The organism is Tardiphaga sp. 813_E8_N1_3, assembly GCF_051811025.1.
Classification (GTDB): domain Bacteria; phylum Pseudomonadota; class Alphaproteobacteria; order Rhizobiales; family Xanthobacteraceae; genus Tardiphaga.
Genome location: NZ_JBPWQE010000001.1, coordinates 2,869,419 through 2,889,168, shown reverse-complemented (window position 1 = coordinate 2,889,168; position 19,750 = coordinate 2,869,419). Strand labels below are relative to the sequence as shown.

Sequence of the window (19,750 nt, the reverse complement as noted above, 5' to 3'; positions counted from 1 at the left end):
CTGTCTTTAAAGCTGCCATGGGCGGGAAACGGGGGCGACCCGATCTTCTGTACCAGGTGACATGGACCATATGAAGAAACGCACATCGATCGCTCTACTCGTTCTCGTCGGCGCTGTGGCGGTTGCTGCCTATGCGACGCGATCCTCCTGGACCGGAAACAATACCAGCGCCCAGGCCCCGCAGCGCGCGCGGGTCGTGTCTGTCGAACTGGCCAAGGCCGAGCGCAAGCCCGTCCCGGTCGATGTCGATGCAATCGGCACGGTGACGCCAATTTCCAGCGTAGCGCTGAAATCACGAGTCGAAACCACCATCACGTCGGTTCACTTCGAAGACGGCGCCAAGGTCAACGAAGGCGACCTGCTGTTCACCCTCGATTCGCGGCAGATCGATGCCCAGATCGAGCAGGCCGAAGGCACGCTGGCCCGCGATCAGGCCCAACTGGCCGGTGCGGAACGCGACGTGCGGCGCTTTACCGACCTGATCGGAAAGGGCGCGACCACGCAGGTCAGCGTCGATAATGCCAAGACTCAATCTGACATCCTGGCCGGAACGATCCGGGCCGATCAGTCGGCGCTCGACAATCTCAAGGTCCAGAAGAGCTACACCATCATCCGCGCGCCATTCTCCGGCCGGATCAGTGCAGCCAATGTGAAGGTCGGCAATTTCGTGCGCCCGGCTGATACGGCACCCCTCGCCACTCTCAATCAGATGGCTCCGGTCTATGTCTCCTTCGCCATTCCGCAGCGTGTGCTTAGCGATCTGCGCGAAGCGATGGCGGCGGGATCGACCTCGGTCATTGCGACCATCCCGAACAGTGGCCGTTCTGAAACCGGCAAGGTGGCAATGGTGGAAAACACCGTGGATTCCACCACCGGCATGGTCACCGTGCGCGGCATCATGAGCAATCCGAACGAGACCCTGTGGCCGGGCATTCTGGTGCAGACCAAACTGATCGTGCGCACTGAGGACGGGGTTGTTGTGCCGACCGTGGCTGTGCAGCGTAGCCAGACCGGGAACTTCGTGTTCACAGTGAAGGACGGCGTTGCTCGTGTTCAACCTGTCGAAGTCGATCGCACCTTCCAGGGGATTTCGGTGATCACGTCAGGTTTAAAAGGGGATGAGGACGTCGTCGTCGACGGCCAGCTCCTGCTGACGCAAGGCACACGGGTTGAAGCCCGGGCCCGCAAGGCCGGGGCATAAAACATGACCCTCTCGGAGCTCTGCATCCGTCGCCCTGTGATGACCACGCTCATCACGGCGACGATCATCGCGTTTGGCATTTTCGGTTTCCGGTTGCTGCCGGTGTCGGCGCTGCCGAAAGTGGACTTTCCGACCATCGCGGTGACGGCGACGCTGCCGGGCGCCAGCGCCGACACGATGGCGGCCTCGGTCGCCGGCATCATTGAGCGTCAGCTCTCGACCATCGCTGGTATCTCCTCGATGTCGTCGAGCTCGTCGCAGGGAACCACCCAGATCATCATTCAGTTCGATCTCAACCGCAATATCGATGCGGCGGCGCTGGACGTGCAGACTGCGCTGACGATCGCACAGCGCCGGTTGCCGATCGAAATGACGATCCCGCCGAGTTTCCGCAAAGTGAACCCCGGCGATTTCCCGGTGCTGTTCATTGCGCTGAGTTCATCGACGCTGCCGCTCTCGGCCGTTAATGAATTCGGCGATATCACCATCGGACAGGCGCTGTCGCAGATCCCCGGCGTGGCGCAGGTGCTGATCTATGGCACGCAGAAATTCGCCATTCGCGTGCAGGCCGACCCCGAAGCTGCTGCTGCTCGCGGGTTGTCGCTTGAAGATATCCGCACGGCGGTGTCACGCGCGAACTCCTCGACGCCGGTCGGCACCCTGAACGGACCGAAGCAGGATATCTCGCTGCAGGCATCCGGACAGATGTCCAAGGCCGCCGACTATGGCCAGGTCGTTGTCGCCTGGCGCAACGGCTCGCCCGTCAAGCTGAACGAAATCGCCAAGATCTATGATGCCGTCGAAAACGACAAGGTCGCGACCTGGTTGAATGGCGAGCGCGCCATCGTGTTGGCGATCCAGAAGCAGCCCGACGCCAACACGGTTGCCGTGGTCGACGGCGTCCGCGCCAAGCTGCCGTCGCTGCGTGCGCAATTGCCGCCATCGGTCGAAGTCAATGTGATGATGGACCGTTCGATCTCGGTCCGCGAAGCCGTCGCCGACGTCGAGGAGACATTGCTGATCGCCGTCGTGCTGGTGATCTTCGTGATCTTCCTGTTCCTGCGCTCAGCCTCCGCGACCTTGATTCCCGCACTCGCGGTGCCGATTTCGATCTTCGGCACATGCGCCGCGATGTATATGCTGGACTACTCCATCAACAACATGACGCTGCTGGCGTTGACCCTTTCCGTAGGCTTCGTGGTCGACGACGCTATCGTCATGCTGGAGAATATCGTCCGGCATATCGAACTTGGCATGAAGCCGTTCGACGCGGCGCTGAAGGGCGCGCGCGAAATCGGTTTCACCATCGTCTCGATCACCTTCTCGCTGATCGCGGTGTTCATTCCCGTGCTGCTGATGGGCGGTATTGTTGGCCGCGTGTTCCGTGAATTCGCGGTGACGATTGCGGTGGCGATCATCGTCTCCGGCTTCGTGTCGCTGACGCTGACGCCCATGCTCTGCGCGCGCGTACTCAAGGCGCACAATCCCGAGCACAAGGAAAATTTCATCCTGCGCGGCTTCGAACGCATGTTTGCGGCCTGGCTGCGCGGTTACGAATGGGCGCTGGATCACGTGCTGGCGCACAAGGGCATCATGCTTGTGGTGACGCTCGCGACCCTCGGCGGCACCGTCTATCTCTACAATATCGTACCAAAGGGATTCTTCCCGCAGGAGGATACCGGCTTCCTGACCGGTACAACCGAAGCCGCAACCGACACGTCTTTCGAAGCGATGAGTGCGCGGCAGCAGGTGCTCGCCGATCTGCTGAAATCCGATCCTGCCGTCGAATACATCAACAGCACTGTGGGCTCCGGCGGTCCGAATGCGACGGCGAATTACGGTCGTTTGTTCGTCGCGCTGAAACCGCGCAAGGATCGTGATTCCGCACAGGTGGTCATGGCGCGGCTGCGCCAGAAGTCGCTGGCCGTTCCGGGGCTGCAGGCCTTCTTCCAGAGTATCCAGAACCTGAACATCGGCGGCCGTTCGTCAAAGAGCCAGTATCAATATGTGCTTCAGGGCAGCGACACCGACACGCTGTATCGCGTGTCGCCGGAAATGCGGGATCGCATCGCCAAGGTGCCCGGCCTGCTCGATGTGACGACAGACCTGTACATCAAGAACCCGCAGATGACGGTCGATATCGACCGCGAAAAGGCGGCGGTTTACGGCGTCACCGTCGATCAGGTCCGTAACCAGCTCTATAATGCATTCGGTGCGCGTCAGGTCGGTACCATCTACATGCCGACCAACGACTATCAGATCATTCTGGAAGCACAGCCGCAGTTCCGGATCGATCCGAGCGATCTCTCCAAGCTTTATATGAAGACGTCGAACAACCAGACCATTCCGCTGAGTGCGGTCGCACGTCTGGTGCCGACGGTTGGGCCGCTGCAGATCAATCATCAGGGTCAGCAGCCGGCGGTGACGATCTCGTTCAATCTGGTGCCCGGCTATTCGCTGGGCTATGCGGTAGACCAGATCACGCAAATCGAGGCGGATTCCAAACTGCCGGTGACCATCGCCACCGGCTTCTCTGGCACGGCGCAGGTGTTCCAGGATTCACTGCGCGGGCAGGGCGTGCTGATCCTCGCCGCCGTGTTCGCGGCCTTCGTGATCCTCGGTATCCTCTATGAGAGCTTCATCCACCCGATCACGATCATCTCCGGCCTGCCATCGGCAGGCATCGGCGCGATCCTGACCTTGATGCTCTTCAAGATGGAGATGTCGGTCATCGCCATGATCGGCATCGTCATGCTGGTCGGTATCGTCAAGAAGAACGCCATCATGATGGTCGACTTCGCACTCGAGCGTCGTCGCGTCGGCCTCTCGGCCGAACACGCGATCCGCGAAGCCGCGCTGCTGCGTTTCCGCCCCATCATGATGACCACCTTCGCGGCCATCTTCGGCACGCTGCCGATCGCGCTCGGTGCCGGCGCCGGCGCCGAATTGCGTCAGCCACTTGGCGTCGCCGTGGTCGGCGGTTTGTGTGTGTCGCAGTTGCTGACGCTGTTCATCACACCGGTCATCTACATCTATCTCGACCGCATCGACCGCAAGCTGAAGCGCAAGCTGCAGCCGCAGCTCGAGGACGAAGAGCACGACGATCGTCCGCGCGTCGTGGCAGCGGAATAGGGTGTCTTAATGCTGGTGAGAACACTCACTGCGGCCGCTCTGCTGGCCGCACTTGTTGTTGCGCCGGCGCATTCCGACGACCGGATCGAAATCTTCGACGCCCATATGCACTACAACTGGGAGCCGAAGCCGTATTACCAACCCGACGAAGTGTTGGAGGTTTTCAGGAAGAACCGCGTCACCGGCGTTCTCGCCACCAGCCGCCCGAACACCGGCACGCATGTGCTCATGGACGACAAAGCAAAGGGCAAGGCGGGTGATTTGCAGGTCGTGCCGTTCATCCGGCCGTATCGCGTGCGCGCCGATATTGGCAGCTGGTTCAAAGATCCAGTGATCTTTGATCTCGTGCAAGAGGAATTCAAGCGCGGCTATTATCGCGGCGTCGGCGAATTTCATCTGACCGGCAAGGCGGCCGATACCGAGATGGTCAAGAAGACCGTCGACTTTGCCGTCGCCAACAATCTCTATTTGCATGCCCATGCCGACGACGAAGCGGTCGAGATTCTGATGCGGCACAATCCGCGTGCGCAGATTATCTGGGCACATACCGGCTTCAGCCTCGCGCCGGACCGTGTCGCAGCGATGCTGATAAAATACCCGAAACTGTGGGGAGAATTGTCTTACCGCAGTGGCATCGTGGATGGATCAGGCAAGCTGACGCCGCAATGGCGCGTACTGTTTGAGCGCTACCCCGATCGTTTCCTGCTGGGCTCTGACACTTGGGTTCCGGAACGCTGGGCGAGCTATGGCGATATCATGGATGGCTATCGCGTCTGGCTGGCGCAACTGCCGCCGGTGGTCGCCAAACAGATCGCACACGGCAATGCGCGGGCGCTCTTCGCCGAGAAATAGACCGATCTAAATGAGCCGAAGAGAGATCAGATAGAGAAGCTGGTCCCGCAACCGCAGGACGCCGTCGCGTTCGGATTGACGACGCGGAACGAGGCGCCGATCAGATCATCCACGAAGTCGAGTTCGGAACCGGCCAGGAACGGCGCTGAAGAAGGGTCCACCAGTACAACGACGCTGTCGCGTTCGATCAGGATATCGTCGTCCGCCTTGGCGCGCTCGACGTCGAATTTGTACTGGAAGCCCGAGCAGCCACCGCCTTCGACCGACACGCGGAGCATGGCGCCGTCGCCTTCGGTCTTGAGGATCTCGCCAATTCGGCGCGCGGCACGCGCGCTGACGGTGAGGGGGGCCTCGGTGACTGCAGTGTCGGTCATATCTGGCTCTCCGGGCAGGATTCGAACCATTTGAATCTGCCGCTCCCCATAGTTAAGTGCGGCAGGCTCAGGAATCAATTGGATCAAGGATAAACACGCCGTGTCGGTCGGAATGGCTGCTCCCCGCGCTCCCTATGCCTGCGCCCCCGATCGCAGCCGTGGACGGCTGTTTTCGGAGGCTCCGAGCCGGACCCGCAGCGCGTTTCGCCGGGATTGCGATCGGGTCATCCACTCGACTGCGTTTCGCCGGCTCAAGCACAAGACCCAGGTCTTCGTGTTCCATGAGGGCGATCATTACCGCACCCGTCTCACCCACACGTTGGAAGTGGCGCAGATTGCCCGCGCCGTGGCCCGGCAGTTGGGACTCGACGAAGACCTGACCGAGACCTTGGCGCTAGCCCATGATATCGGCCATCCGCCGTTCGGCCATGCCGGTGAGCGGGCGCTGGACGCCTGTCTCGAGGCCCATGGCGGTTTCGATCATAACGCGCAGACCTTGCGCCTCGTGACGTCGCTGGAGCATCGGTATCCCGAGTTCGATGGCCTCAACCTGACCTGGGAAACCCTCGAAGGCATTGTCAAACACAACGGGCCGTTGACCGACGCATCAGGCGCGCCGATTGGACGTTACGCGACTCACGGTGTGCCGTTCGGGATCACCGAATATGACCGCACCTTCGATCTGGAGCTATCGAGCTTCGCGTCGCTGGAAGCACAGGTCGCGGCGATTGCCGATGATATTGCTTACAACGCGCATGACATCGATGACGGACTGCGCGCAGGGTTGTTCACCGTCGATGGCCTGAAAGCGATGCCGCTCACGCAAGGCATGATCGCCGAGATCGACACGCGCTACCCCGGTCTCGATGAGAGCCGGCGCGGCGCCGAACTGGTGCGCGAGCTGATTTCCTATCTGATCGGTGCGGTGGTCGGTGAGACGGAACAACGACTAGGCGCGTTGTTGCCGAAATCCGCGGAGGACATTCGCCGCTGCGGCCGGAAGCTTGTTGCGTTTCGGGCCGATGCGGCGGAAGCCGAGGCTGGGATCAAGGCCTTCCTCTGGCAGCACATGTATCGCCATGAGCGTGTCATGCGGGTGATGGTCGAGGCCGAATGTCTAGTTACTGACCTGTTCGCACGCTATCAGCGCGCGCCCGAGGATCTTCCGGCGGAATGGCTGCCCCCTGAAGGCGCTGTGCCGGAATCGGAGGGCGAGCAGGCGCGCCGCATCGGCAATTTCATTGCCGGGATGACCGATCGTTTTGCCATCACCGAACATATCCGGCTCTTTGACTCGACCCCCGAACTGCGTTAGGCGAAAGCCTCTAAGTGCCTTTCGGGGCTGCAGATTTCGATCTTTGCCCATTTGGCGGATCGGCCGCCAAAGAATTGGCGGAACGCCTCCGAAACCGCTATTCCATCCTGATGCAATCCTGCCGGAATCCTCCGGCGCAATCTGGTTCCCGTATCGCCATGGCCTCGACTGTTCCGACCCCGCATCTGTTCGCCAACATGCTCGCGCGCGTTCATGCGATCTGCAACGCCCTTGTCAGTGAAGGCGTGCTGCCCGCCGGCATTGATCTGTCGCGCGTTGTCGTGGAGCCGACCAAGGATGTGTCCCATGGCGACATGGCGAGCAACGCCGCGATGGTGCTGGCCAAGGAAGCTAAGGCGAAGCCGCGCGATCTGGCTGACGCTATTGCTGCGAAGCTGCGCGAAGACAATCTGGTGACGTCGGTGGATGTCGCAGGACCCGGCTTCATCAATCTCACGCTGAAGTCGTCCGCCTGGGCCGATGCGCTACGCGCGGTGTTGCGCGACGGTGCCTCGTATGGCCGGAGCGCGGTCGGCGCCGGCGAGAAGGTCAATGTCGAATACGTGTCGGCCAATCCGACGGGACCGATGCATGTTGGCCATTGCCGCGGCGCCGTGTTCGGCGATGCGCTGGCGAGCCTGCTCGATTGCGCCGGTTATGACGTCACCCGCGAATACTATATCAACGATGCCGGCGCGCAGGTCGACGTGCTCGCGCGCTCAGCGCATTTGCGCTACCGCGAGGCGCTCGGCGAAGCCATCGGCGACATTCCAGAAGGCCTGTATCCTGGCGACTATCTGGTGCCGGTGGGGCAGGTGCTCGCGGCTGAGTACGGCGCTGCGCTGAACCAGATGCCCGAGGACAAGTGGCTGCCGATCACGCGCGCCAAGGCCATTTCCATGATGATGGAGATGATCAAGGGCGATCTCGCCGCGCTGAACATCTCCCACGAAGTGTTCTTCTCCGAGCGCTCGCTGATCGCAGGCACCACCGACATGGTTGGCGCGACCATCGATTTCCTGCGCGCCAAGGGCGACGTCTATGAGGGCCGGTTGCCGCCGCCGAAGGGCAAGCCGATCGACGATTACGAAGACCGCGAGCAGACTCTGTTCCGCGCCACCGCCTATGGCGACGATGTCGACCGCCCGCTGCTGAAGTCGGATGGCGGCTACACGTATTTTGCGTCCGATATCGCCTATCACAAGACCAAGTTCGACCGCGGCTTCCTCAACATGGTCGACGTCTGGGGCGCCGATCACGGCGGCTACATCAAGCGCGTGCAGGCGGCGATCAAGGCGGTGACAGCAGGGAAGGCCGAGCTCGACGTCAAAATCGTGCAGCTTGTGAAGCTGCTGCGCAACGGCGAGCCGGTGAAGATGTCGAAGCGCTCCGGCGATTTCGTTACCCTGCGCGAAGTGGTCGATGAGGTCGGCTCCGACGCCGTGCGTTTCATGATGCTGTTCCGCAAGAACGACGCGGTGCTGGATTTTGACCTCGCCAAGGTGATCGAGCAGTCAAAGGACAATCCGGTTTTCTATGTCCAGTACGGGCATGCCCGTGGCCATTCGATCTTCCGTAATGCGCGCGAACAAATGCCGGAGATGGCCGGTCTGCCTCTGGAAAACCAGGAGCGGGTTGCCTACCTGAAAGACGCCGTGATGGAGCGGCTCGACGACGCCGTCGAGCTGAGCCTGATGCGGCAGCTAGCATTGTACCCACGAATGATTGAATCCGCGGCGACAGCGCACGAGCCGCACCGGATCGCCTTCTATCTGTATGATCTGGCCAGCGAATTCCATGCGCTCTGGACGCGGGGGCGTGATATGCCTCATTTACGCTTCATTATCACTAATGATGCAGAACTTACCAAAGCGCGATTGGCACTTGTCCAGAGCGTCGTCTCAGTCCTGGCTTCGGGCCTCGCCGTTCTCGGCGTCACCGCACCGGACGAGATGCGGTAGACGGGGGACGGCCGCTCACATGGGGATCTGTGGGTGGTTCTTGATAGCAGCTGTTTCGTTTGAAAAGCGGGTTGGCGGCTTTCCCGAAGGGGATGCGACATCACAATGGCTAATCGATACCAGAACCGACCTTTCCCTGCGGATGACGACTACGGCCGCGACGCTCTATCGCGCACGAAGGGCGAGGGCGATCCACTCGCGGAGTTGGCGCGGCTGATCGGTCAGACCGATCCATTCGCGAATAACAGTCGCTTGGCGCCCGCGCCGCGGCAGGCTGAGCCTACCTATCAGGACGAGCCGGACTACGAGCCAGAACCTGTTCAGCCCGGCCGACCGCCGTGGATGCAGCGCGCCACGGCGCAGGAGCCGCAGCAGCAGGAATTCGAGAATCTTCACCCCGTGCACCGCTACGGCGCCCAACATCAGGAGCCGCAGCACCTGGAGCCGGAGGCCGATTATCATCAGGCGCCGGCATTTGTGGCGCATGCGGATCATCAAGTGCAGGATTATCAGGGCCAGTACGACCAGGCTCACGCGCCGCATGATTCCAATCGTTACGACGATGCGCTGTATGGCCACGCCGATGGCGCGCAGGCCCAGCATCCGCACGACGATCAGTATCAGGACGATCCCTACGCTTATCCGGACGGCTATGCCGAGCAGGAAGAGGCGCCGAAGCGCCGCGGTGGCATGGCGACTGTCGCCATCGTGCTGGCGCTGGCTGTAGTGGGTACCGGTGCTGCCTTCGCCTATCGTACATTTATGGGATCGGCGCGCACTGGCGAGCCGCCGGTGATCAAGGCCGAGCCGGGTCCGAACAAGATCGTCCCACCGTCGGCAACAGCCGCGGCCGACGGCAAGCCGATCCAGGATCGTCTCGGCGGCGCAGCCCCCGAGCGGCTGGTCTCGCGCGAAGAGCAGCCCGTCAACGTGCAGGACGCCACCAAGGCTGGTCCGCGCGTGGTGTTCCCGCCACTGAACCAGAACGCCAACCCGCCATCCACCGCCAGCGTGTCGCCATCCAACAAGCCGATGGTGGGCAATGGCGCTGTGCAGGGCGGCGACGAGCCCCGGAAGATCCGTACTTTCGCCGTCAAGGGTGACCAGTCCGACGCCGGAGCCACGCCCGCCGCGCGTCAGGCGCCAGCCCGCATCGCGGCTCCGGCAGCGGTTCCTGGAGCCGCGCCCGCTGCGGCACCGCGCGCGACCAACGCCAACGCCAATGCATCGGTCAATGCCCCGATGTCACTGTCGCCGCAGGCCGCACCTCCGGCTGCTGCCGCTCCTCCTGCGCCCTCGCGTATGGCCTCGACCAATCCGACCCAGCAAGCGGCCCCGGTCGCCTCCGGTGGCGGCTATGTGGTCCAGGTATCGTCCCAGCGATCGGAGGGCGATGCGCAGGCGTCGTTCCGTGCCCTGCAGACCAAGTTCCCCTCGGTCCTGGGATCGCGGGCTCCGCTGATCAAGAAGGCTGACCTTGGCGACAAGGGCACCTATTATAGGGCCATGGTCGGACCGTTCGGCTCGCAGGACGAAGCCTCGCAGGTCTGTGGGAACCTGAAATCTGCCGGCGGACAGTGCGTCGTCCAAAGGAATTAACGGCCGTTTCCTTGACCCTGGGCGTTGATGGGGGCTAATCGGCCCCATGAGCACACGCGCATTTATCACCGGTGTATCTGGGCTGGAGCTGACCGCTGAAGAGCGTGCATTTTTGCGCGCGGAACGGCCGTGGGGCTTCATTCTCTTCAAGCGTAATATTGATAATCCGGCCCAAGTCGCTCGGCTTGTGGAGGAATTGCGCGGCGCGACAGGTGATCTCGATGCGCCTGTCCTGATCGATCAGGAAGGCGGCCGTGTGCAGCGCCTGGGGCCGCCGCATTGGCCAGTCTATCCGCCTGGCGCCGTGTTCAGTGCTCTCTACGACGTCGAACCAGAAGCGGGCCTCAGGGCGGCCTGGCTCAGCTCACGGCTCATTGCGAGCGACCTCGTGGACCTCGGCGTCACTGTTGATTGCCTGCCGCTGGCAGACGTCCCCGTGGAGGGCGCTGATGCCGTGATCGGCAATCGCGCTTACGGCACCGAGCCCGGCAAGGTCGCGATCATTGCCCGCGCCGTGACTGAAGGTCTGTCGCAGGGTGGCATTTTACCGGTCCTCAAACACATTCCCGGCCATGGTCGGGCTACGGCCGACACCCATTTCAAATTGCCGGTCGTAGATAACTCGAAGAGTGAGCTCGAAGCCTCTGACTTCGAAGCATTTCGTCCGCTGGCGGATCTGCCGATGGCGATGACTGCACATGTTGTGTTTAGCGCTCTGGACGCCACCCAACCGGCCACGACTTCTGCGACAATCATCGAGCAGGTGATTCGCGGCAGTATCGGGTTCCAGGGTTTGTTGATGAGTGACGACGTGTCCATGAATGCTCTGGCGGGATCGATCGCGGAACGCACGCGCGCGATCGTCAGCGCCGGATGCGACATGGTCCTGCATTGCAACGGCAAGCTGGACGAGATGCGCGACGTCGCGAGCGAGACCCCGGTTCTGACCGGGAAGGCGCTCGAGCGCGCCAAAGCGGCGGTCGCCGCCCGTCGTCAGCCGCAGCCGTTCAACCGCGCCGCCGGCCGCGTGGAGCTGGACGCCTTGATCGCTCGAGCAGGAGCAAGTGCATGAGCGCTGAGATTTTGTCGTTTGAAACCGGACTGCCGGCCGAGGTCATTCCCGATGACGAGCCGGCGCTGGTCGTCGACGTCGAAGGTTACGAAGGCCCGCTCGACCTGCTGCTCGCGCTCGCACGTCAGCAGAAGGTCGACCTGCACAAGATCTCGATTCTGGCGCTAGCTGACCAGTACCTGCTGTTCATCGAAGCGGCCCGGAAAATCCGTCTGGAACTCGCCGCCGACTATCTGGTGATGGCGGCGTGGCTGGCGTTCCTGAAGTCGCGCCTGTTGCTGCCGGATACGACCGTGCCGGGCGAAGGCCCGAGCGCCGAGGATATGGCGACCGCGCTGGCCAACCGGCTGCGCCGCCTCGAAGCCATCCGCGAAGCCTCGAACAGGCTGATGACCCGGCCGCAGCTCAACCGCGACATCTTTCCGCGCGGCGTTCCCGAGTCGATCGCCGAGGTGAAGCATCCGCGTTTCACGGCGACGCTTTACGATCTGCTGTCGGCCTATGCGACCCAGCGCCAGGCTCGCGTTCTGACGCGCGTCCATCTCGCCAAGCGCACCGTCTGGTCGCTGAGCGAAGCGCGCGCCTCGCTGGAACGGCTCGTCGGCATGGCCGAGGACTGGAGCCGTCTCGACGAATATCTGCTGGCCTATGTCGCCGACCCCGCGCAGCGCGCGACGGTGATGGCCTCGAGTTTTGCAGCTGCGCTTGAACTGGTCCGTGAGGGCACGCTCGACCTCAGCCAGAAAGAAGCATTCGCGCCTTTGTATTTCCGCAAGCACATCGCCCAGCCTGTGCAGGTGGAGCCGGAAGTTCCGGCCGAGTAAGTGGAAGAAGGAGATCCAGACATGGCAAGCCTCGCCGAGAAACGCATCGACGATGTCGAGGATCAGATCGTGCAGTCCGAGGGACAGACCGAGGTCCAGTCGGAGGCGCGCCCCGAAGAATTGCGCCTGCTCGAAGCGCTGCTGTTCGCGTCCACCGAGCCGCTCGACCAGTCCGCGCTGGCCAAGCGCATGCCGGACGGCGTCGATATCAAGGCGGCACTGGCCCAGTTGCAGGCCGACTATGCCATGCGTGGCGTCAATCTGGTCCGCGTTGCCAACAAGTGGACGTTCCGCACCGCCGGTGACCTATCCTGGCTGATGACCCGCGAGACCACCGAAACCCGCAAGCTGTCGCGTGCGGCCATCGAAGTGCTCGCCATCGTTGCCTATCACCAGCCGGTGACCCGCGCCGAAATCGAAGACATTCGCGGCGTCATCACCTCTAAGGGCACGCTTGACGTGCTGCTCGAAACCGGCTGGATCAAGCCGCGCGGCCGTCGCAAGACTCCGGGCCGGCCGCTGACCTTCGGTACCACCGAGAGCTTCCTGTCGCAGTTCAGCCTCGAGGCACTCGGCGATCTGCCGGGTCTTGAGGAACTCAAGGGCACTGGCCTCCTGGATTCGCGTTTGCCGTCCGGCTTCAGCGTTCCCAATCCGTCCGACGATCCGACGCTCCGCGAGGACGAGGATCCCTTGGAGGGCGGCGAACTGGAACTGGCACTGTCGGCGCCCGATCCGGAATTTCCGGAACTGCAGATCAAGGAGCCGGAAACCGGCACCGTCGGATTCGCTGGTGAGGCCCAGGTATTTGCCGAGGCCAAGGCTGAATTTGCCGGGGTGGCTGAATTCATTGAGGCGGCTGATGTCGTGGAGCCTGAGGGCGACGTGGCCAAGGTCGCGGAACTCGAAGCCGGCGATCTCGACGTGGTCGAGTCTGAGCGAGCCGAGACCGAAGCGGCCGAGGTCGCAGAGGACGAGGCGGGTGAAGACGAGACCGCTGAGCCCGAAACGGCCGAACTCGACGACGATGAAGACGATTCCGACGACGCGGAAGATGACGACTTCGACGAGGACGACGAAGATGAGCCGGATGACGCGAAGCCGGACACAACCGACCGGGACGACGACCACAAGGGCTGATCGTGGCATTAACGCTCGCGGCATTGCGCCGCGGCATCCGCGATTCCACGAGGGTTAAGTCCTTGTTTTTGACACCCCCGCAGCCTACGTTCCGGTCAGATAAGGTCGGGCGACCGGCCGCGTGTTTGGAGGGTTAGCAGGATGGGTTCACTCAGCATTTGGCACTGGATCGTCGTGATCGGAGTGGTCCTGCTGTTGTTCGGGCGCGGCAAGATTTCCGACCTGATGGGCGACGTTGCGCAGGGCATCAAGGCCTTCAAGAAGGGCATGGCGGACGACGACAAGCCGGCAGACAAGCCGACCGAACCGGTCCGCACCATCGACCAGACCCCGCCGGCGCCGACCGCCAACCGTACGGACGTCGGCAGCAAGGTTGTCTGAGGTTCCGAAGGGATTGTCCTGAGGGATCGTGGCGGCCATTGAAGGAGACGCGGGCTTGTCCAGCCCCGCGTGAGCGGATTTTTTCATGTTCGATATCGGGTGGAGTGAACTGGTCGTCATCGCGGTCGTCGCGCTGATTGCCATCGGCCCGAAAGAACTGCCCGGCGTGCTGCGCATGGTCGGGCAGTGGATGGGCAAGGCCCGCAAGATGGCCTCGGAATTCCAGGGCCAATTCAACGAGGCGATGCGCGAAGCCGAAATGGCCGACGTCAAGAAGGCTTTCGACGACGTCAAGGACGCCGCATCCGGCTTCACCACCAACAACATCATGACTTCGCTAACCAAGGACGTCAGCGACGCCATGGCCATCGACAAGGCCGACAATCTCGATACGCCTCCGGCCGTGCCCACCACGCCCGAGCCGCCAACACCCGAGACCTTCGTTGAAGCCGAAACGCATGCGCAGGAAACTGCGGCGGTAAACGAGCCACTGGCCATTACCCGGGAAGTGCAGCCGTCGCCGGTCGAAACCCACGCTGCCGCCAATGATGGCGCGGCAGCCCCCGACGCGGCCAGTCCCGACGTTCTGAAGGACGCCAAAGCGTCATGAGTGCCGAAGATATCGAAGCCTCCAAGGCTCCCTTGATGGATCACCTGATCGAGCTGCGGTCGCGGCTGATCAAGGCGCTGCTGGCTTTCGCCGTGGCCTTCATCTTCTGCTTCTTCTTCGCCAAGCAAATCTACAACGTGCTGGTCTGGCCGTTCGTCTGGGTCGCCGGCCCCGAAAATTCGAAATTCATCTACACGGCGCTGCTGGAATACTTCCTGACCCAGCTCAAGCTCGCGATGTTCGGCGCCGGCTTCATCTCGTTTCCGGTGATTGCCGCGCAGATCTACATGTTCGTGGCGCCTGGCCTCTACAAGCACGAGAAGGGCGCGTTCCTGCCATATCTGATCGCGACGCCGTTCTTCTTCGCGCTGGGCTCGCTGCTGGTCTATTTCCTGGTGCTGCCGATGCTGATCCGGTTTTCGCTGGGCATGCAGCAGACCGGAAGCTCCGATACCGCGCAGATCGCGCTGTTGCCCAAGGTCGGCGAATATCTGTCACTGATGATGTCGCTGATCTTCGCGTTCGGCATCGCCTTCCAGCTCCCCGTCATCCTGACACTGCTTGGCCGCATCGGCATCCTCACGTCGAAGCAGCTGCGCGAAAAGCGCCGCTACTTCATCGTCATCGCTTTCGTTATCGCGGCCGTGCTGACGCCGCCCGATGTGATCAGCCAGGCCTCCCTCGCGATCCCACTGCTGATCCTCTACGAAGGTTCGATCATCGCGGTCAGCATGGTCGAGAAGAATGCCGCTAAGGCGGCTGCGGCCAAGGCTGCGGCGGGGACCGGCACGGACGTGACGCCGGCGGAGTAGGCACGTCTTCAAAGAGCCTATGCCAGCCCATTTGATGTTCCAAATCAGCGGGTTTCGGGGTAGTCAGGGCGCGTTGGGCTCCACCATCTGTGGTGTAGGTCAACATTCCAGCGCCAGGACCTTCCCATGCATGATATCAAATCGATCCGCGACAATCCCGAAGTTTTCGACGCTGCGCTGAAGCGGCGGGGACTGTCGCCGCTGTCGGCATCGCTGCTGGCGATCGATGAGAAACGCCGTGTGGCGATTGGCCACCTCGAAAAGGCATTGGCTCGTCGAAACGCGGCTTCGAAGGAAATTGGCGAAGCAAAAAAGAGAAAAGACGATGCTCACGCTGAGGACTTGATGATCGAGGTAACCCAGCTCAAGCAGATTATTCCTGAGTTGGAGAAGACACCGAGAGAGCTTGAGGCAAAATTGCAGAGCATTCTGGTAGGGGTTCCTAACCTGCCGCTCGACGAGGTGCCCGAAGGCGTCGATGAGCACGGCAATGTCGAACGGCATCACTTCGGCGCCAAGCGCAACTACGCCTTCGCGCCGAAGCCGCATTACGATCTTGGCGAGGCCATGGGCTTCATGGATTTCGAGGCCGCCGCGAAATTGTCGGGTGCCCGCTTCGTAGTGCTGAAGAAGGGGCTCGCTCGGTTAGAGCGTGCTATCGGCCAGTTCATGCTCGATCTCCACACCGAAGAGCACGGCTATACAGAAGTGAATCCGCCGCTGCTCGTACGAGACGATGCTATGTTCGGCACGGCTCAACTGCCCAAATTCGATGACGATCAATTTGCCGTCTATACGAAGCCGATCATTCGAAGTGCAGTACAGTTTTTCAAGGGGCAGGGAGCGTCGACTGATGCGGTGGATGTTGGAGGAAACCTCTGGCTCATCCCCACCGCCGAAGTCCCGCTGACGAACCTCGTCCGTGAATCCATTCTCGACGAACGGGAGCTGCCGCTACGCATGACGGCGCTGACGCCGTGCTTCCGCGCCGAGGCTGGCGCTGCCGGTCGCGATACGCGTGGCATGATCCGCCAGCACCAGTTCACCAAGGTCGAACTGGTCTCGATCACCACGCCTGAGGAAAGCAAGAACGAGCATGAGCGCATGCTGTCCTGCGCCGAGGAAGTGCTGCGCCGGCTTGGCCTCCATTACCGCGTCATGACGCTGTGCACCGGCGATATGGGCTTTGCCGCGCAGAAGACCTACGACATCGAGGTCTGGATGCCGGGCCAGGGCGACGGCGGTGCTTACCGCGAGATTTCATCCTGCTCGGTCTGCGGCGATTTTCAGGCGCGCCGTATGGACGCCCGCTCGCGCGGGCCGGACGGCAAACCGCGCTTCGTGCACACGCTGAACGGCTCGGGCACAGCCGTCGGTCGCGCGCTGATCGCCGTGATGGAAAACTATCAGCAGGAAGACGGCTCGATAGCCGTGCCGGATGTGCTGCAGCCTTATATGGGCGGGCTGAAAGTCGTTCAGGCCGGCTAGGCGTCGTCGCGTGCCAGCCGCTCAGGCGCGGCTGGCGGTCACCAGCGCGCATTTGGCTTTCTCGGCTTTTATGTTGACAAAGCCCATATGCGTCATCGGAAACGCCTTGCGGCTTTTCGTGCTGACGGTCTCCGCGATGACGCGGCGACGCTCCGTCACGTAGCGTCCGTCGCGGCTGCGGAAGGCGCAAGCGATTTCGAGGTCCTTGACCGGATAGTCATTGGCGTTGCGAACGGTGAAGGTCATGAGAGCCTTGGAACCGAGGCCGCCGCGGCGAAACGACTGGCGGGAGAGACTGAGACGGTTGAGCTCCGCGGCGTCCGGGACGCCGACGAGTTGTGAAGGAGTGGGTTTGGCAGAGTCCTCCTCGGTCAGTTCGTCGGGCATTGTTGCCACTACCGCCGTATTGAGAGTGAGATCGGGCTTGGTCTCGGCCAATCTGGGAAGCAGCAGCCACCCCGTCAGGGCGACAACCGCGATCGCCGGCAATCCGATGATCAACACCCGTTCGAGCTGTCTTGCCATCTCCGTCGCCCTGTGGGGCGCTGCGACCAAGGCCATCCGGGTCGAGCGCGCATGCTTCAGACGCAACTGGCACTCACCTACCTAAATAAGAAATCGCGGCGACGCCGAAATGTTCCGGCCTGCGGGAAAAATCACCATTTTGGCCGCCGCGCTGCGCACAAGCAGCGCCCAAAATGGGGGTGGCAAAAGCCGGTACATGCTGGCAAAAACCGGTGCTGGCCAGCGGCCCTCCCGATCGAAAGGCACCTCACGAATGCGCATTCTCTGCACCAATGACGACGGCATTCACGCCCCCGGCCTGAAGATCATCGAGCAGATCGCCAAGGAATTGTCCGATGACGTCTGGGTGGTGGCGCCCGAACTCGATCAGTCAGGTGTGTCGCATTCATTGTCGCTGAACGATCCGTTGCGGCTGCGCGAAGTCGGCCCGCGGCATTATGCCGTGCGCGGCACGCCGACCGACTGCGTCATCATGGGGGCGCGTCATATCCTGAAAGACAAGCAGCCAGATCTCGTATTGTCCGGCGTCAACAAGGGCCGCAACGTCGCCGAGGACGTGGTCTATTCCGGTACCATCGCCGGTGCGCTCGAGGGCACCATTCTCGGCATTCCGTCGGTGGCGTTGAGCCAGGAATTCTCGATGGAAACGCGTCACAATCCGCAATGGGAGACCGCGCTGAAATTCGGACCTGACGTGCTGCGTAAGGTCATCAAGGCGAGCGTGCCGAAGAACACCGTCATCAACGTCAACTTCCCGGCCTGCGCGGCCGACGAGGTGAAAGGTGTCGTCGTCACCCGGCAGGGCAAGCGCAATCAGGGCTTTCTGCGCGTCGATGAGCGGCGGGATGGCCGCAACAATCCGTATTTCTGGATCGGTTTCGAGCGCATCGTCGCCGCGGAAGCCCCGCTGGAGGGTACCGATCTCGCAGCGCTTGCTGCGCGCTATGTCTCGGTCACGCCGCTGCGTCTCGATCGCACGGACGATGTGTTCTCCGAAGCGTTGACCAAGGCGCTTGGCTGAGATTTCGAGGTAGGCGAGTGGGCTCGCCTAAACCGCAACGCCCTTGAGCGTCGTGGACAGCACCTGTGCCAGCGTTTCCATCTGGAAGGGCTTCTGCAGCGTCGGGCGGTCACGAAATTCTTCCGGCAGGCCTTGCGCGCCATAACCAGTCGCGAAGATGAACGGGCGGTTGCGCGATGCGATCACTTCGGCGACCGGCGAAATCACCTTGCCATTGACGTTGACGTCGAGGATCGCAATGTCGAATTTGGCAGTACCAGCCAGCTTGATCGCTTCGTTGATGTCACCGGCTTCGGCGGCCACGCTGTAGCCGAGTTCCTCAAGCATATCGGCGACCATCATGCGTATCATGACCTCGTCTTCGACCAGGAAGACGGAGCCGCCCGGCGGGTTCGTTGCAGTCATGGCCGGTTTCCTTGCCCCAATCCTCTGAACAAAATCGCAAATTCCCGGGTTGAACGCAATCTCGACGCATTGCCATTTTCGTGACCCAAAGACGCATGTCGCGTATTCGGTCCCGGATAGAGCAAGACCTGGATGTCAGCGCCCCGCCCATAACAGGCTGCTATGCTGTCGGTTCCGCGCGCGGAACAATAAAAGTTGTCGTGGGGCTATCCCGGTTCCGATCGCAGAATACATCAATCTATCTTTGCTAGATCGAGAGTGTTTCTAACCTGTGCTGCGTGAGGCCTTTCCATGATTACCGTCGGACAGCCGCCTGAACAGATGATGTTTCAGCTTGGTCTGCGGCGCCGTGGGATCAGCGATCGGCTGGTGCTGCGCGCAATGGAGGATGTTCCGCGCGATCGCTTCGTCGAGCCGAACGATCGTGCCCATGCCTGGCGGGATACGGCCTTGGCCATTGCCTGCGGTCAGACCATCAGCCAGCCCTTCGTGGTGGCCTATATGACCGAACAGCTGCAATTGAATGCTGGTCACCGTGTGCTCGAGGTCGGCACGGGATCGGGCTACCAGGCCGCGATCCTGTCAAAGCTCGTCCGCGACGTGCTCAGCATCGAGCGTTATCGTACGCTGGCCGATGCCGCCCGGACCCGGTTGGAGGCACTCGGCCTCCACAATATCGAGGTCATGCTCGGCGATGGCCTCAATCCGGCTGCCAATCTGGGATCGTTCGACCGGATCATCGTGACCGCCGCCGTGGAGGAGGTGCCCGTGGCGTTGACCGACCGGCTTGAGGAGGACGGCATTCTGGTTGCGCCGGTTGGTCCTCATAATGGCGTCCAGACCCTGGTCCGGATCCGCAAAACCGGGGATGGATTGGAGCGAAAGGAGCTTGTGGACGTGCGTTTTGTGCCAGCACTTCCGGGCATCGCGCGCGAGCTCTGAAAAAAAGTTCGTGAACGACTGTCACGTGTTGGTCGCAAGGTTAAAGGCTTGGTAACGGAGACGGTGTTTACTCAATTCAGTTGTTTGTTGCGTATG

18 protein-coding genes are annotated in these 19,750 nt (G+C 61.8%); 15 read left to right on the top strand and 3 right to left on the bottom strand.

The window, feature by feature from the left end:
* Positions 1-70: 70 nt before the first annotated feature.
* The 3 genes from AB8A33_RS13800 to AB8A33_RS13790 are packed head-to-tail and all read left to right on the top strand — an operon-like array spanning position 71 to position 5,185.
* Positions 71-1,201, top strand: a complete 1,131-nt coding sequence (locus AB8A33_RS13800; RefSeq protein ID WP_439093276.1) for an efflux RND transporter periplasmic adaptor subunit — start codon at positions 71-73, stop codon at positions 1,199-1,201.
* Positions 1,202-1,204: 3 nt separating this feature from the next.
* A complete protein-coding gene (locus AB8A33_RS13795) occupies positions 1,205-4,333 on the top strand; it encodes an efflux RND transporter permease subunit (protein WP_439093275.1) in 3,129 nt (1,042 codons plus the stop codon).
* 9 nt (positions 4,334-4,342) lie between these two features.
* Complete coding sequence (locus AB8A33_RS13790; RefSeq protein ID WP_439093274.1) at positions 4,343-5,185, top strand: amidohydrolase family protein; 843 nt, start codon at positions 4,343-4,345, stop codon at positions 5,183-5,185.
* 26 nt (positions 5,186-5,211) lie between these two features.
* On the opposite strand, the gene erpA is transcribed toward AB8A33_RS13790, so the two are convergent.
* Positions 5,212-5,559, bottom strand: coding sequence for an iron-sulfur cluster insertion protein ErpA (gene erpA, locus AB8A33_RS13785; RefSeq protein WP_439093273.1), 348 nt, complete (start codon positions 5,557-5,559; stop codon positions 5,212-5,214).
* Positions 5,560-5,659: 100 nt separating this feature from the next.
* Between erpA and AB8A33_RS13780 the strand changes: the two genes are divergently transcribed.
* From AB8A33_RS13780 to serS, 10 genes are all read left to right on the top strand, one after another.
* Complete coding sequence (locus AB8A33_RS13780) at positions 5,660-6,874, top strand: deoxyguanosinetriphosphate triphosphohydrolase (RefSeq protein ID WP_439093272.1); 1,215 nt, start codon at positions 5,660-5,662, stop codon at positions 6,872-6,874.
* Between the two features lie 158 nt (positions 6,875-7,032).
* On the top strand, positions 7,033-8,835 hold the full coding sequence (argS, locus tag AB8A33_RS13775; protein ID WP_439093271.1) for an arginine--tRNA ligase: 1,803 nt from the start codon (positions 7,033-7,035) through the stop codon (positions 8,833-8,835).
* Between the two features lie 105 nt (positions 8,836-8,940).
* Positions 8,941-10,434 carry an SPOR domain-containing protein gene (locus AB8A33_RS13770; RefSeq protein ID WP_439093270.1) on the top strand — a complete coding sequence of 498 codons (1,494 nt, stop codon included), beginning with the start codon at positions 8,941-8,943 and terminating at the stop codon, positions 10,432-10,434.
* A gap of 46 nt (positions 10,435-10,480) precedes the next feature.
* Positions 10,481-11,506, top strand: a complete 1,026-nt coding sequence (gene nagZ / locus AB8A33_RS13765) for a beta-N-acetylhexosaminidase (protein WP_439093269.1) — start codon at positions 10,481-10,483, stop codon at positions 11,504-11,506.
* Entirely contained in the window at positions 11,503-12,330 is an 828-nt protein-coding gene (locus AB8A33_RS13760; RefSeq protein WP_439093268.1) for a segregation and condensation protein A, read from the top strand. The genes nagZ and AB8A33_RS13760 overlap by 4 nt, the downstream gene beginning before the upstream one ends.
* 21 nt (positions 12,331-12,351) lie before the next feature.
* A complete protein-coding gene (scpB, locus tag AB8A33_RS13755) occupies positions 12,352-13,470 on the top strand; it encodes an SMC-Scp complex subunit ScpB (RefSeq protein ID WP_439093267.1) in 1,119 nt (372 codons plus the stop codon).
* Between the two features lie 141 nt (positions 13,471-13,611).
* Complete coding sequence (locus AB8A33_RS13750) at positions 13,612-13,851, top strand: twin-arginine translocase TatA/TatE family subunit (RefSeq protein WP_068730798.1); 240 nt, start codon at positions 13,612-13,614, stop codon at positions 13,849-13,851.
* An 85-nt stretch (positions 13,852-13,936) separates the two neighbouring features.
* A complete protein-coding gene (gene tatB / locus AB8A33_RS13745; RefSeq protein WP_439093266.1) occupies positions 13,937-14,461 on the top strand; it encodes a Sec-independent protein translocase protein TatB in 525 nt (174 codons plus the stop codon).
* Positions 14,458-15,273 carry a twin-arginine translocase subunit TatC gene (gene tatC / locus AB8A33_RS13740; RefSeq protein ID WP_089264481.1) on the top strand — a complete coding sequence of 272 codons (816 nt, stop codon included), beginning with the start codon at positions 14,458-14,460 and terminating at the stop codon, positions 15,271-15,273. The genes tatB and tatC overlap by 4 nt, the downstream gene beginning before the upstream one ends.
* A 126-nt stretch (positions 15,274-15,399) precedes the next feature.
* Positions 15,400-16,761, top strand: a complete 1,362-nt coding sequence (gene serS / locus AB8A33_RS13735) for a serine--tRNA ligase (protein ID WP_439093265.1) — start codon at positions 15,400-15,402, stop codon at positions 16,759-16,761.
* Between the two features lie 21 nt (positions 16,762-16,782).
* Here the strand turns inward: serS and AB8A33_RS13730 are convergent, their stop codons facing one another.
* The gene (locus AB8A33_RS13730) at positions 16,783-17,286 is read right to left on the bottom strand and encodes a hypothetical protein (RefSeq protein WP_439093264.1); all 504 of its coding nucleotides are present in this window, start codon (positions 17,284-17,286) and stop codon (positions 16,783-16,785) included.
* A 253-nt stretch (positions 17,287-17,539) separates the two neighbouring features.
* Between AB8A33_RS13730 and surE the strand changes: the two genes are divergently transcribed.
* Entirely contained in the window at positions 17,540-18,307 is a 768-nt protein-coding gene (gene surE, locus AB8A33_RS13725) for a 5'/3'-nucleotidase SurE (protein ID WP_089264478.1), read from the top strand.
* Positions 18,308-18,334: 27 nt separating this feature from the next.
* Here surE and AB8A33_RS13720 read toward each other — a convergent pair whose 3' ends face one another.
* A complete protein-coding gene (locus AB8A33_RS13720) occupies positions 18,335-18,712 on the bottom strand; it encodes a response regulator (protein WP_089264477.1) in 378 nt (125 codons plus the stop codon).
* A gap of 291 nt (positions 18,713-19,003) precedes the next feature.
* Here AB8A33_RS13720 and AB8A33_RS13715 point away from each other — a divergent pair, with 291 nt between their 5' ends.
* Complete coding sequence (locus AB8A33_RS13715) at positions 19,004-19,654, top strand: protein-L-isoaspartate(D-aspartate) O-methyltransferase (RefSeq protein ID WP_439093263.1); 651 nt, start codon at positions 19,004-19,006, stop codon at positions 19,652-19,654.
* Positions 19,655-19,750: the final 96 nt, after the last annotated feature.

Coding starts and splice junctions, on each gene's coding strand:
- serS (WP_439093265.1), top strand. CDS start 15,400: ATGCATGATATCAAATCGATCCGCGACAATCCCGAAGTTTTCGACGCT.
- AB8A33_RS13720 (WP_089264477.1), bottom strand. CDS start 18,712: ATGACTGCAACGAACCCGCCGGGCGGCTCCGTCTTCCTGGTCGAAGAC.
- tatC (WP_089264481.1), top strand. CDS start 14,458: ATGAGTGCCGAAGATATCGAAGCCTCCAAGGCTCCCTTGATGGATCAC.
- nagZ (WP_439093269.1), top strand. CDS start 10,481: ATGAGCACACGCGCATTTATCACCGGTGTATCTGGGCTGGAGCTGACC.
- surE (WP_089264478.1), top strand. CDS start 17,540: ATGCGCATTCTCTGCACCAATGACGACGGCATTCACGCCCCCGGCCTG.
- AB8A33_RS13800 (WP_439093276.1), top strand. CDS start 71: ATGAAGAAACGCACATCGATCGCTCTACTCGTTCTCGTCGGCGCTGTG.
- AB8A33_RS13715 (WP_439093263.1), top strand. CDS start 19,004: ATGATTACCGTCGGACAGCCGCCTGAACAGATGATGTTTCAGCTTGGT.
- AB8A33_RS13790 (WP_439093274.1), top strand. CDS start 4,343: ATGCTGGTGAGAACACTCACTGCGGCCGCTCTGCTGGCCGCACTTGTT.
- erpA (WP_439093273.1), bottom strand. CDS start 5,559: ATGACCGACACTGCAGTCACCGAGGCCCCCCTCACCGTCAGCGCGCGT.
- AB8A33_RS13730 (WP_439093264.1), bottom strand. CDS start 17,286: ATGGCAAGACAGCTCGAACGGGTGTTGATCATCGGATTGCCGGCGATC.
- argS (WP_439093271.1), top strand. CDS start 7,033: ATGGCCTCGACTGTTCCGACCCCGCATCTGTTCGCCAACATGCTCGCG.
- scpB (WP_439093267.1), top strand. CDS start 12,352: ATGGCAAGCCTCGCCGAGAAACGCATCGACGATGTCGAGGATCAGATC.
- AB8A33_RS13760 (WP_439093268.1), top strand. CDS start 11,503: ATGAGCGCTGAGATTTTGTCGTTTGAAACCGGACTGCCGGCCGAGGTC.
- AB8A33_RS13795 (WP_439093275.1), top strand. CDS start 1,205: ATGACCCTCTCGGAGCTCTGCATCCGTCGCCCTGTGATGACCACGCTC.
- AB8A33_RS13750 (WP_068730798.1), top strand. CDS start 13,612: ATGGGTTCACTCAGCATTTGGCACTGGATCGTCGTGATCGGAGTGGTC.
- AB8A33_RS13770 (WP_439093270.1), top strand. CDS start 8,941: ATGGCTAATCGATACCAGAACCGACCTTTCCCTGCGGATGACGACTAC.
- tatB (WP_439093266.1), top strand. CDS start 13,937: ATGTTCGATATCGGGTGGAGTGAACTGGTCGTCATCGCGGTCGTCGCG.